General features: G+C 51.5%; 14 protein-coding genes. 2 read left to right on the top strand and 12 right to left on the bottom strand.

The window, feature by feature from the left end; translation table 11 throughout:
* Nucleotides 1-130: 130 nt before the first annotated feature.
* The 6 genes from AB7U36_RS09540 to AB7U36_RS09565 all read right to left on the bottom strand — a co-directional run bounded on the left by AB7U36_RS09540 (nucleotide 131) and on the right by AB7U36_RS09565 (nucleotide 7,147).
* Nucleotides 131-1,477, bottom strand: coding sequence for an MATE family efflux transporter (locus AB7U36_RS09540; RefSeq protein ID WP_428159550.1), 1,347 nt, complete (start codon nucleotides 1,475-1,477; stop codon nucleotides 131-133).
* Nucleotides 1,478-1,999: a hypothetical protein gene (locus AB7U36_RS09545; RefSeq protein WP_428159551.1), complete on the bottom strand. Its 522-nt coding sequence runs from the start codon at nucleotides 1,997-1,999 to the stop codon at nucleotides 1,478-1,480.
* Entirely contained in the window at nucleotides 1,984-3,525 is a 1,542-nt protein-coding gene (locus tag AB7U36_RS09550; RefSeq protein WP_428159552.1) for a PepSY-associated TM helix domain-containing protein, read from the bottom strand. The genes AB7U36_RS09545 and AB7U36_RS09550 overlap by 16 nt, the downstream gene beginning before the upstream one ends.
* Nucleotides 3,526-3,540: 15 nt before the next feature.
* Nucleotides 3,541-3,843, bottom strand: a complete 303-nt coding sequence (locus tag AB7U36_RS09555) for a hypothetical protein (RefSeq protein ID WP_428159553.1) — start codon at nucleotides 3,841-3,843, stop codon at nucleotides 3,541-3,543.
* A 16-nt stretch (nucleotides 3,844-3,859) separates the two neighbouring features.
* On the bottom strand, nucleotides 3,860-6,031 hold the full coding sequence (locus AB7U36_RS09560; RefSeq protein WP_428159554.1) for a TonB-dependent receptor: 2,172 nt from the start codon (nucleotides 6,029-6,031) through the stop codon (nucleotides 3,860-3,862).
* 162 nt (nucleotides 6,032-6,193) lie between these two features.
* A complete protein-coding gene (locus AB7U36_RS09565; protein ID WP_428159555.1) occupies nucleotides 6,194-7,147 on the bottom strand; it encodes a helix-turn-helix transcriptional regulator in 954 nt (317 codons plus the stop codon).
* Between the two features lie 60 nt (nucleotides 7,148-7,207).
* On the opposite strand from AB7U36_RS09565, the gene AB7U36_RS09570 reads away from it, so the two are divergent.
* On the top strand, nucleotides 7,208-8,131 hold the full coding sequence (locus AB7U36_RS09570) for an FRG domain-containing protein (RefSeq protein WP_428159556.1): 924 nt from the start codon (nucleotides 7,208-7,210) through the stop codon (nucleotides 8,129-8,131).
* A gap of 36 nt (nucleotides 8,132-8,167) precedes the next feature.
* Here the strand turns inward: AB7U36_RS09570 and AB7U36_RS09575 are convergent, their stop codons facing one another.
* The 3 genes from AB7U36_RS09575 to AB7U36_RS09585 all read right to left on the bottom strand — a co-directional run bounded on the left by AB7U36_RS09575 (nucleotide 8,168) and on the right by AB7U36_RS09585 (nucleotide 9,421).
* A complete protein-coding gene (locus tag AB7U36_RS09575) occupies nucleotides 8,168-8,380 on the bottom strand; it encodes a hypothetical protein (protein WP_428159557.1) in 213 nt (70 codons plus the stop codon).
* Nucleotides 8,381-8,655: 275 nt separating this feature from the next.
* Nucleotides 8,656-9,006: a TonB-dependent receptor domain-containing protein gene (locus AB7U36_RS09580; RefSeq protein WP_428159558.1), complete on the bottom strand. Its 351-nt coding sequence runs from the start codon at nucleotides 9,004-9,006 to the stop codon at nucleotides 8,656-8,658.
* Nucleotides 8,969-9,421, bottom strand: coding sequence for a TonB-dependent receptor plug domain-containing protein (locus AB7U36_RS09585; RefSeq protein WP_428159559.1), 453 nt, complete (start codon nucleotides 9,419-9,421; stop codon nucleotides 8,969-8,971). Before AB7U36_RS09585 ends, AB7U36_RS09580 begins: the two co-directional genes overlap by 38 nt.
* Nucleotides 9,422-9,676: 255 nt before the next feature.
* Here AB7U36_RS09585 and AB7U36_RS09590 point away from each other — a divergent pair, with 255 nt between their 5' ends.
* A complete protein-coding gene (locus tag AB7U36_RS09590) occupies nucleotides 9,677-9,865 on the top strand; it encodes a hypothetical protein (RefSeq protein WP_428159560.1) in 189 nt (62 codons plus the stop codon).
* Here AB7U36_RS09590 and AB7U36_RS09595 read toward each other — a convergent pair.
* From AB7U36_RS09595 to AB7U36_RS09605, 3 genes are all read right to left on the bottom strand, one after another.
* A complete protein-coding gene (locus AB7U36_RS09595) occupies nucleotides 9,860-10,690 on the bottom strand; it encodes a DUF4405 domain-containing protein (protein WP_428159561.1) in 831 nt (276 codons plus the stop codon). The two genes, AB7U36_RS09590 and AB7U36_RS09595, sit on opposite strands and share 6 nt — an antisense overlap.
* 49 nt (nucleotides 10,691-10,739) lie before the next feature.
* Nucleotides 10,740-11,504 (bottom strand): tRNA (N6-threonylcarbamoyladenosine(37)-N6)-methyltransferase TrmO, encoded by a 765-nt coding sequence (gene tsaA, locus AB7U36_RS09600; RefSeq protein ID WP_428159562.1) that lies wholly within the window; start codon nucleotides 11,502-11,504, stop codon nucleotides 10,740-10,742.
* On the bottom strand, nucleotides 11,489-11,755 hold a 267-nt coding region (locus tag AB7U36_RS09605; RefSeq protein ID WP_428159563.1), incomplete at its 5' end, for a M3 family metallopeptidase. The genes AB7U36_RS09605 and tsaA, both read right to left, overlap by 16 nt.

The following is an 11,755-nucleotide window of genomic DNA, read 5'->3' on the forward strand; positions in this document are numbered from 1 at the left end:
GGTAAGACGTTTCTGAATTCACTGCGCCATAATAGGGGTGCAGCCCAGACAGGATCCTTGTAAAAAATCTGCTCTGCAATGGGAATACTTAAAATTCCATTGCCGGCCATCTGTGCCGCAGGTGTTTATATCACGTGATGCTGGCCCGGGTTAGCCAGGCCCCGAAAAATCCTGTGATGGCCCAGGAAACGGCAAGGGCACCAAAGATTCCGGCCAAACCGAAACAGCGACCTCCCCAAAGGGCCAGGGGCAGGAACACAGCAAAAATCTGGGCCAGAACAATGCCGGTGGAAAGCATGGGTCTTTTTAAGACATTTAAAATGGACACCGCCATCTGCATCATTGCATAGAAGCCATAGGCCACGGGCGCCACGGTCATATACAAAACAGTTACCTGCACAATGTCGGGGGCCGGGTTTATCAGGCGCGCTGCAGGGCCTGCCACGGTTACGACAAAGAGATAAACCACCGCGCCGCAGACGAGAAAAAAGTGGTTGGCAAAGGATACCCCCCTTTGCATGCGCGTTTTTTTGCCGGCCCCCAGATTCTGTCCGATAAACACCGGCATCACCTGCACAACTGCGGTGATGGGGACGATAAAAAGCATTTCCAGGCGAAGGGCAATGCCGAATCCTGCCACAGCGCTGCTGCCAAAGTCAGCCACCATTCTGGTGATCATGCCGGAAAACCCGGGGGCTGTCAGTTTAATGGCGATACCGGGGCCGCCCACCTGTAAAATCCTGGCCCAGTCCTTGTAAATGGGGTCCGGGTGGTGCTGTCCGATGGTGAATATATTTTTTTTAATGGCTGGCAGGCCAAGCAGGTAAACAAAGCCTGCGCCCCTGGCAATCACCGTGGCAACGGCTGCCCCGCTCACACCCAATGCAGGAAACGGCCCGATGCCGAAAATCAGGAACGGATCAAGTACGGCATTGAGCAGGGCTGTGACAAGGGTGATGGCTGACGGTGTCCGGGTATCCCCCAGCCCGAAAAGGGCGGCATGAGCCGCTGCCGGCACAACAAAGAACACCGCCCCGGGATACCATATGCGCATGTAGGCTTTAATCACGGGCAGGGTAGCGTCATCCGCCCCCAGCCAGGTAAACACCATCTCCATGGTGCCAAGGCCAATGCCTGCAAAAACCGCCACCATCATCAGGGCAAGTATAAGCCCTCGGGTCACCAGGGCCGCGGTTTGCTGCAGGTCACCTTTGCCCACAGCCCGGGACACCGATGCCGTGATCCCTGAATTCAGGCCGTGGGCAATGCTGCCAAGCACCATGACAACCGGAAAGGTAAATGAGACGGCAGCAAGCTCAACGCTCCCCAGCCGGCCCACAAAAAAAGTGTCCACAAGGTTGAATAGAATCAGGCCCAGCATGCTGAACACCATGGGGCCGGCAAGCTTTAAAATGACCGGGCCTTCCCTGTCCGTTGTAATGATCTTATTGCGCCTTTCTTGTTTCCGGTTCGTCAATTAACGTTTGAGTGAATGACCCTGAATGGTTTTGATAATTTTATTTGTATTCTGCCTGCAGATAAAAAGGGTCAAAAACAGAAAGCAAAAGACAAGGCCCAGTGTGACAAGGTATGCCCGACTTAAGCCCGGGGTTCCATGTCTGTCAGCGTTTTTTGCTTTTTGTTCGGGCGGATTGGACTGGACCGAAAACCCGTTTTTGGGGGCAATACCCGCTTTCACCGCCACATGGCCCGGTCCGCCGTCCAGAACAATGCGATAGGGTTCTTCGGGTATTTTTACGGTCAACTCGCTTTCCAGGCCAAGGCGTTGTTTGAACAGCACCGTGCCCGTGTTCAGGGCTTCCAGGCGTACCTGGGCCCCTTGGGCGGTGGCACCGGTGTCATATCTGCCTTCCACGGTAATGGTGCCGTCATCATTGCCGTAAACCCCTAAAATAAGGGAATGTGCAAAGGCACAGGAAAGTGCGCAAAAAATCAGGGCCAGTGACAGAATAAAACCTATACCTATTTTTTCAGACATCTGCTGCCTCCTCCTTTAACGGCTGCGGCTGTTAAGACCAGGCCCAAAAACACCAGGCCTGCATCCACCCACAAAATATGGGTCATATGGTTTTGGAATAATGTTAAGGGGCTGATACCGGTTTTCAGCAGGTGAAGTACCGGGGCCAGCAAAAAGAGCACGCCCCCCAGTCCCAGAAACTGTTGTGCCGTGCCACGGGTATCAACCTTGTAAAAAGACCAGAAAAGGGTGGCGGCCCACAGGTCGAAAAACAGTCCCTGGTGCCAGACAAGCCGGTCTTTCAGGTCAAAGGGCAGCAGCCACTGCAGGTTAAACAGCAGGCCTGTGGCCGGGATCACACCGATCATGAACGCCAGGGAAAATTTTTCCAGCCAGTGATAAAAAGGGGTGGGGCCCTTAAATTTCCTAACCTGTTTTTCAAGGTGGAGCATGATCCCGCACCCCACGGCAATCAGGCAGGCAACGGCCGCCATGAAGACAGACAGGCGCAGATATATGTTCACGCCAAAAAGCAGGTGGATGCTGTAAATACCCTCGGTGAGCAGGACAGGCCAGGGCCTGTCCGTGGTTTTGACCGCTTTGAGAACCGTACCGTCAACGGCATTGAGAATGATATAGGGCGTGTTGGCGACCCCGGTTAAAAACGGGGCCGACCTGTCCGTTCCCTCCAGTTGAATCCGGGCGGTTTTATCCCCCCAATTATAAAGCACAAGTCTTTGAATCTTCAGGTGAGGCGCCGCATTTTGACCCTTTTTAACCAGCCTTGCAATGGGCAGCATGGGGACGGTTTCACCGGCAGCCGGTTCAGCCTTTTCCTCGGGAAATAAAACAGGGCCGATCATTGGCCGGATATCGGCCTGGCAGCCCTTTGTCACCATGCGGGTCATGGGGCCCATACCGTCAAAACTTACCCCCATCACCGTGGCACAGATCAGAATCAGGAGAAAAACAGGACAGATCCATATAAAAATTTTCCGGTGCAGGTGTGAATATCGCCCCCGCCTTGTTCTGCCCGTGGTTTTATAGGTCACCCCCCATACCAGCACCAGGCCGCCGGCCACCAGAAACAGCGCCCCCGTGGAGACGAGCCCGAAAAATATAATGCCCGGTTTCATCAGGGGCCGTCCATAATGCATGCCGTTTAAAAACCAGGCCAGCTGGGTGGTTCTGCCCTCATCCGTGATCTGTCTGCCGGTATTGGGGTCAAACAGATATTTTTTTGAAAACATGTGGTGGATGATCAGTGCCGGATCCCCCCTTAAGCCTGGCACATTGATAAAAATTCTGTCCTTGGGGATATCCGGATCGGACAAGACCCTGGCAAGCATGGGCTCGTACCGGATGGCTGTGATGCCGGCCAGGGGAAAATGCCTTGAGGGTTTTTCCCAGGTCTGGAGAAAGGGGAGGAAAATGGCGAACAATCCGAAAAAGATCGAAAGATAGAGAAAATAGGATAAAACAATGCCGGCACCGGCATGGCCGGCCAGCAGTTTTTGCCGGGTGGATATGGAAAGTCTTTGTTTCATCAGTCCCGTCCTTTTTCAGATGAGCAGCGCGGCTGCCAGGGAAAACAGCAGTGTTGGGCCACAACTTCTCACCACTGCCTGGAGCCTGGTCCGGGACAACGAGATCCATAATCCTGTGCAGGCCCAGGCAAGGGGGGTAAACAAAAACGGGATAAAAAGCGCATGGGTTTTGTCTCCCGGGACCAGGACAACAAGCAGTGTCATGGCGGAATAGGCCACGGCCAGTCCGCCGAAAACAGCACACACAGCCCTGAACCAGCCCATGCGCCCGCCTTGTTGGTCAGGCACTGACACGGGTTTTAAAAAATCGATGGGCATCAGCAAACTCTTCTTTTTAAAAATTGAGTTCAACGGACATGCCAACCATTCTCGGGCGCTGTTTTAACGGGGCATCCGTGTCATTGCCTTCGATCAGGATGATCTGGTCCTGGTCAAACAGGTTGCGGGCAAAAAGGGTGACCCGCCCGTTTTTTACAAAACCCCAGCCCGAAATATTATATCCAAGCTGCAGATCAGCGGTCCAGTAATCATCAATGGCGCCTTGTTCATCATTGTCATAGTAGGAATAGTAGGCATCCTTAAAATTGATATTCCCGCTGATATCAAACCCGCAGGGCAGTTTGTACAGCACGCCGATATTGGCGGTATAGCCCGGTGAGCGGGGCAGTTCATTGCCAATGTACGATTCAATGGATATCTGCTTGATTTCCGTTTTCACCAGGCCGATGCCGCCGAAAAGTTCCAGGTCCCGGACAGGCATCCAGCGAACACTGGCTTCAGCGCCATAGCTTTGGGCCTCATCTGCATTGATGATGGTCACCGCGCTTGAGTTGATGTAATATGGCAGCTGCATATCTTCATAATCATTGTAGAAGATGTTGGCTGTGAGCTCCAGGGTATCGTTGCACAGCCGGTGGCGGGTATATAATTCATAGGTCCAGACATATTCCTCGTCAAAGGCATAGCTGGTCCAGGGCACGTCAAAGGTGATGCCGGCACTGCCGGCCCGGTAGCCTTTGGCTGCCTTTGCCCCTAAGGTGTGGTTGTCTTTGACTTTCCAGGCCATATCCAGCTTGGGCAGGAAAACCGAGTAGGTTTCATCAAAATCCACTTGGACATTGTAGATGGTGCCGCCGTAATTCAGCCCCTGGCCCCCCCCTTTGCGTTCGTGGTGTTCGTGTTCAAAACGGCCGCCCACAGTCACTTCAACCCTGGGGATCACTGCATAGGTGATTTCACCAAATGCCGAGGCTGTTTCGGTTTCATCATCAAAGGTACTGCCCCCGTAGATATTGACAAACTCGTCCTGGGAGGCGTTGAAATAGCGTAATCCGAACAGGGTGCGAACCAGGCTGCCGTCCCCGGTGTACCGCAGCAAAGGCTCCACCTGGAATTCATCACCGTCGATACTGGCGTATGAGTCGCTGGGCAAGGTAAGACGGTCGTTGGAAAAACCAGTATAGATCAACTTGTTTTCAAAATTGAATTTTTGATTGAACCGCCACCCTAAATCCCAGATGCCGCTGGTGGATTCTGTCTCCCACACCGGCCGGGGGCCGCTGAATTTGGACCCGGAACCTTCCGGGGCCACCTCGGCCTCACTTTGGGGCGCCCGGGTGTCAAAATGCTGCACCGTCAGTTTTGTTTCAAGTTCCGGCAGGGCCGAGGGCAGGTAAAGCAGCTTTGCCCGGGCCGTGGTCACCTCAATTTCCCTGGGATCGCCGGCAGGATCGTAGGATGTAAGATCCGTGAAGCTTTCACGTGTCTGGCGGTCAACGCTGACACGCAAGGCCAGTTCATCTTTTACAACAGGTCCGGAAATATAGGCCGCAGTCTGAAGGTAGCTCTGTTCGCCAAACCCGAATTTTACCCCCTCTTCCCAGTCAAAGGCGGGGTCTTTGGATTCCAGGATCACGGCGCCTGCAATGGAGTTTCTGCCCTGGATATAACTTTGGGGGCCCAGGAAAACCTCAACCCGTTCCACATCCCACAGGGACTGGGGGCCAAATGCCACTTCGTTATAGGTCAGTGAACGGCCGTCCAGGGACATGTTCAGCCGGGGCCGGGTACCGGTGACAAAGGCCACGGCCCCCCGGCCCGGCCCGGCACCGTCACTGCCCCGGATCACAGGCAGGAAATTGCCGTTGCCAACGTCCACAATGTTGGGCGTCATCTTTAACAGGTCGGAAATTTCTGTGGCATGCACCGCTGTTTTAAGCCGTTCAGCGTCATACACCTGCACACTGGCACCGGAGTCAAGTACTGTTTTGTCAACTTTTTCGCCCGTGACGATGATGTCGGATAATACCGCGTCTTTCTCCTTTTCCGGGGTCTGGCCGTTGCTGGTTTTTGCCGGCTCAACCCCTGTTCCGGTGCCGGCATCTCTTGTTAAACCGGAATCTGCGGCCCAGGTGCCTTGCAAAAGGCACAGGACAATAAAACAACCCGCCCCAAACAGTGACAGGCGGTATCCAAGGGTTTTCATGGGTGGTGATATGGGCCTCACAGCAATGCTCCTTTTTAAATATTATTATAAACAAATTTATTAGGAGCTTCTAATATAGTTTCAGATTTATGGCTAACGGTGTTTTGTTTTTTTACCGGCAATTTTTAGCGGTATCTTGTTTTTTTCCGGATTACATCTTTGAACGCTTAAGAAAACCGATTTTCAACGATTTTTGGGGCGGTAATGGCTGGGCAGGCATCCGGTATATTGTTTAAACGCTTTGGTGAAATGGCTTAAACTGGCGTATCCCACGGCAAAGGCGACCTGGGTTACATTCATTCTGCCCTGGTGCAAAAGCCGCTGGGCGGTTTCCAGGCGTTTCATGCGCAGGTACTCAAAAGGTGTTGTGCCGTAGACATTTTGGAAACAGCGGTGAAGCTTGCTGCGGCACATACCTGCCTGGCGGCATAAATCGGAAATGGACGGTGGGTTTTCCAGGTCCCGGGTCAATAAACGGCCCGCGCAACGCGTCCTGTCGATCAATCCGTCATCTAACCGGGACTGTGCCGGAACGCGGTTTTTTTTCTCCCCCAGCTGATCCAGTTTATAGGCAACCAGCTCCAGTGCTTTGCTTTCCATGAAAAAATCGCGGGCCGCACCATGGTAAGGGCAATTGAGCATTTGCAGAATCACGCTTTGCATGGCAGGGGTCAGGGGGTGGAAAAACCGGCCGGGGCCATTAAAGATTTTTTCCAGGGACGGAAAGATGAAATGGGGGTCTTTGTGAAGGATCTCCTGAAATTTGTCAGGATCCAGAATGAGATCAATCCGCATGACCCGTTCTGTAGTTACGGTTTCCAGCATATCCCCGCCGCCAAAATGGAAAACCGCGCTTTGCCCCGAACGGATAACGCCTGAATCCCTGAATGCCGACGGTTTGTTGGTGATATCTCCTGACAGACAGAAACCAAAGCCAAAGACCCGGGGAAAGGCATTATACAGCAGTTGCGTCGGGTCATGCATCTGATAATCGCAGATACTTACGTGAATACCGGAATTCAGCGCCATAAGATGAACGCTTCCTTTGCCGATATCCATGGGCACAGGCAGCTCTCTCATCTTCAGGGCCGCTGTATCATCCACATGGTTTTCCTGTGTGATTTGTATTTTCCGCATAGGCTTATTTGTTTTGTAATATCTGTTTGGCAGCAAACAGGGTGAACAATTCAATTAAATATGATATTTACCCTTTGGGCCATGGCCTGCACTACAGCCCATAAAAAACAAAGAAACCGGGTACCCGGGGGAGAAAATTCTATGCCGGACATCACAGTCGATTCCTGGGGCATGCTCCAGGAAGAATTGTTCAAAGGTTCCTGGAATGATGCCATCCAAAGGTTCCGGCCACCCTTTGTTTACCGGGGCCTGTCCGATGCATCCTACCACCTTGAAACCTCTCTGATGCGCCTGGGCGGACCGTTCTGGTCCCTTGAAAAGCATCTGCTGCGCAATTTCCGCAAATATTCCAGGGCCCAGGGGCGGGAAGAACCCGATTCCTTCTGGCACCTTATGGCCGTGGCCCAGCACCACGGACTGCCCACCCGCCTTATGGACTGGACCTATTCGCCCTATATTGCCCTGCATTTTGCCCTGGCCAACATTGAGCGGTTTGACCTGGACGGGGTGATCTGGCGGATAAATTATGAACAGGTCCATGACCGGCTGCCTGCCGAACTTAAAGAACAACTGTCCGCAGAAGGTGCCCAGGCGTTTACCGTGGATCTTCTTACCGGTATCGGCCAGGAGCGGCCGGACTGTCACGCCGGGGAAAAAACCTTTCATCAGTATGTTGAAACCTTAACCCAGTTTGATGCTCTGGCCCGGTCCGAGGAATTCCTGCTTTTTTTTGAGCCGCCATCCATTGACGAGCGCATCGTGAACCAGTATGCCCTGTTTTCCGTCATGCCCAATCCCTGCCGCGTCATTGATGACTGGCTGAACCTTCATCCCGATCTTTTCCGGCGCATCATTATTCCGGCAGGCCTTAAATGGGAATGCCGGGACAAACTGGATCTGTGCAATATTACTGAACGTGTGCTGTTTCCCGGACTTGACGGGCTGGGGTCCTGGCTGAAACGCCATTACAGTCCAAAAACCTGATCCATTCTTCGGGTACTGTCAAACGTCATGAAGGGTTCATCGTTCAAGTACAAATGCCCATTGGGAAAGAATGGATGGATATTCAATAAGACTGGACTGGATAAAACCGGGCATATTGTAAACTGCCTGGTTTTTTATCGCCGGAACCCAGGCCAGCCCCGGGTTCTGAACAAGTTCCCGGGCCAGGGCCTTTTGAACGGCAAACCCGTCCCCCGTGACGATGATGGCATCGGGAGCCGCCGCAATCAAACTGAGGTGATGATAAACATTTTCGCCATTTTTTCCGGCATAACCATTTTCTCCTTACAATGATATCTGTTACATCCAACCAACCTAATAGATTACAGTCTAAAACTGGATCCTGAATCCGGCATAGGCACTGGCCGGTTCTACATAGGTCAGCCCCTCATATGCTTTTTTTTCGTTAAAAAGATTGTCAATGCCCGCGAAAACCCGGATCTGATTTGAAAAATCCTTTGCCAGGTAAAGATTTACAGTGACGTATTCGCTTTTGTCTTCAGCATCTATGACATGTTGCTCTCCGGTGTAGTTGATGCGGCGGATGCGCGGAATTTGTAATCAGGATGGTAATACACCAGCCTGAAAATGTCCTTGACATCCGGGTTGCCTTCCAGTTCTTCACCGGTTTCCTTGTTTTCCGTGTCAAGCCAGGTGACACTGGCCCCGGTACTCAGGTGCCAGGGAAGTTTTATATCTGCCCGGGCTTCAATGCCCTGGGTGCTGGCTTCGGCAATATTCTGATATTGGTAATAGTTTATTTTATTCTTTCCGGAACCCGTGGTTCGTATGAGCCGGGCGTCAATCAGATTGTCGATATCATTCCTGGATGATGTTGACCACGCCGCCGATGGCATCACTGCCGTATATGGCTGAGCCTGGCCCCCGTACAATTTCGATCCTCTGGATCATGTCCACCGGTATCTGGTCGGTGCTGGTAAAATCTTTGTATCCTGCTGCCAGGCGCCGGCCGTCAATGAGCACCAGGCTCCTTTTATTGCCGGTTCCCCTGATATTGGCGACCTTAGCCCGGCCGGAGTCCGTAGACACCATGAGGCCCATGGCCTGTTCCAGAACTTCGTCAACTGACGCCGCTCCCATCTCTTGGATTTCCAAGGCAGTTATGACCTGAACTGAGCCCGGCGCTTCTTCCAGGATTTTTTCGGATATAGTGGCGGTTACCACCATTGGACGGATTTCTTCTACCTGAGCCCGGAGCGGTAACGGGAAAAGCAGAATAAATAATCCCATAATCTGCATTGTTTTTTTCATTTTCTCTCCTTTTAAATTTGTGTTTGAACGAAAAGTCACCCATCTGCTGAGTTGCAGAAAAATTTGCAATCCTCACAACCACGAGGTTGCTCCGGTTGCAGATTTTTCTGCGTCTTGCATATGGGCAACTTTTCGTCCAAACACTGGTTCCCGTTCAAGCACTAATTTGTTCATTTTGTTTATAGTGGCTCATATTTTTCTTGTCAATATAAAAAGTTAGGTTATTATATAATTATATATAAAAACTAATAAACCATGACATGCAAAATCTATCGCCATCTGTTTTTCAATACTGGATTCTATTTCAAAATCGGCGTGAAAGATGCATTTATCTCTTCCGTCCCCTTGCACCTGGTGCGTAAAGATCCGCAAAAATCAAAAGGGGCAGAACCGGAATCCGGTTCTGCCCCTTTTAAATTCAGGGATGATTGTTTTATTTTATAATAATGTGACCACGTCGTGAATGACTTCAAACAGTGCCTGGGGTTCCATGCCTTTGGCTTCGGCAATTTCCTTGATGGTCAGGTCTGGCTCGGCTTTAATCTGCCTGGCACCAAGGCTGTTGATGATTTTTTCCGTATCCAGATCGTACTGGGTACAAAGATCCTTTAAACGCATTCTTCCAATGCCGGGAAAGGGTTGATCCGGAAATATTTTGGTGCCGGTTGTTTCCCTGGACGGCAGCATGGCCGCATATACATCTTTGGGGGTGCAGTGGTTTGCCCGGGCAATATCAAGCAGGCTCCTTGATTCGTTATCAAATGAAATACCTGATTTTTGAAGCTGGTGTTTGATCTGTTCAAGATCAAGCCCCGTGCGTTTGGCAAACAGTTTCAAGGAGGAGAGTTCCGCATGCCCGTAAGGAGGCTCCCCGTATTTTTGGGCGCCTGCATCCTTGAAAGATGCACTGAAATCAAGAATGGTGCTCATGGGCGGAATATGAAGCAGGGTTCCAAAAGTAAAGATCAGGGTGACGGCAAGGGCCATATTAAAATCCGGGGTAAAAAATTTAAGTTGTTTCGCCTTGTTTTTCATATAAGTGACCATGGGTTTCCAGTTGTAGTACAGGTGCAAAAGGCCTGAGACGAGAAACAGAACACCAAGATTGACATGAATATCGCCCCAAAGGGTTTTGGTTAATCCCATAAAGCGCCAGTCAGACCAGTAGGCCACCCGCCCCTCGGGAACAACATATAAAACAATGCTGGTCACGATCAGCAGCATAAAAGACAGAAACATGGTTAACGAGGTTATTTTTCGCAATTTCATAAAGGGTTTCTCCTGTTGGTGCTTAATTATAGTTATTTCATCTGTGGTCCTAAACCGGATCTATATAAAGCACCCGGATCTTATTTCCTGCTGCCTGCCATTTGAGATCAAAGTCAAACAGCCGGATACCGTATATACGATTTTCTTCCGGCACATCCGTCCGGGTGTCTTTTTCCGAATTGGAAAAATGAGTAACGCAATAAGTGGGGCGGGGGTCATTTTCCAGTACCTGAGTAATGATGGTCAGCAGATGGGGTATGGTCTTTTCCCTTTCCCGGATCTGGGTTGCTGCCGTGTCTGAAAAACTGACCTGGCAAGTCTTGTTGTCCGGCGCCGGTGCAAAACCGTCCCGGGCAGTGTCCAGCCGGTCTGAATAGGGCAGATAGGGTTTAATGTCGAGAACAGGGGTTTGATCCAGGATATCCACGCCGGTCAGGTGAAGCACCGGCCCTTTGGGTGTAGATTCAATGCCTTCAAGCCGGACACAGGATATACCGATGGGGTTGGGCCGGAAAGGGGAGCGCGAGGCAAATACGCCCACCTTTTTATTCCCCCCAAGACGTGGGGGGCGTACCATGGGAGACCATTTTTCACCCTTTTTCACAGCTTTGTGAAAAACAAAAACCAGCCAGATATGGGAAAATTGTTCAAGGCCTCTTACAGCCTCGGGCCTTGCAAATTCAGGCAAAAATTCAAGCATCCCCGGGGCCCTGGCCGCAAGGTTGGGCTGCCGGGGAATGCCGAATTTCTCCTTGAAACAGGTGTGGATCATCCCAATGGGTTCTATATGGACGGGGTCTAAATGGACTGCCACAGGGTTTCCAATTCGCTGATCCGTGATTCAAAGTGGGATGCTGTTGCCTGCACAGGGGCAATGCCGGCCATGTCCACACCCGCCACCCTGAGTTCGTCAATGGGAAACATGGAGCCCCCGAGTTTGAGAAAGGCAAGGTAATCGTCCACGGCAGGCTTACCCTTGTCTGTTATCCGCCGGGCAATGCCAAGGGCTGCTGCCAGACCCGTGGCATATTTATAAACGTAAAAGCAAGAATAAAAGTGGGGGAT

The organism is Desulfobacter sp., from assembly GCF_050177295.1.

Excerpts from the sequence above, each read along its gene's own strand:
- AB7U36_RS09545 (WP_428159551.1), bottom strand. The coding sequence starts at position 1,999 with ATGTCTGAAAAAATAGGTATAGGTTTTATTCTGTCACTGGCCCTGATT.
- AB7U36_RS09550 (WP_428159552.1), bottom strand. The coding sequence starts at position 3,525 with ATGAAACAAAGACTTTCCATATCCACCCGGCAAAAACTGCTGGCCGGC.
- AB7U36_RS09555 (WP_428159553.1), bottom strand. The coding sequence starts at position 3,843 with ATGCCCATCGATTTTTTAAAACCCGTGTCAGTGCCTGACCAACAAGGC.
- AB7U36_RS09565 (WP_428159555.1), bottom strand. The coding sequence starts at position 7,147 with ATGCGGAAAATACAAATCACACAGGAAAACCATGTGGATGATACAGCG.
- AB7U36_RS09570 (WP_428159556.1), top strand. The coding sequence starts at position 7,208 with ATGATATTTACCCTTTGGGCCATGGCCTGCACTACAGCCCATAAAAAA.
- AB7U36_RS09580 (WP_428159558.1), bottom strand. The coding sequence starts at position 9,006 with ATGCCATCGGCGGCGTGGTCAACATCATCCAGGAATGATATCGACAAT.
- AB7U36_RS09585 (WP_428159559.1), bottom strand. The coding sequence starts at position 9,421 with ATGAAAAAAACAATGCAGATTATGGGATTATTTATTCTGCTTTTCCCG.
- AB7U36_RS09590 (WP_428159560.1), top strand. The coding sequence starts at position 9,677 with ATGACATGCAAAATCTATCGCCATCTGTTTTTCAATACTGGATTCTAT.
- AB7U36_RS09595 (WP_428159561.1), bottom strand. The coding sequence starts at position 10,690 with ATGAAATTGCGAAAAATAACCTCGTTAACCATGTTTCTGTCTTTTATG.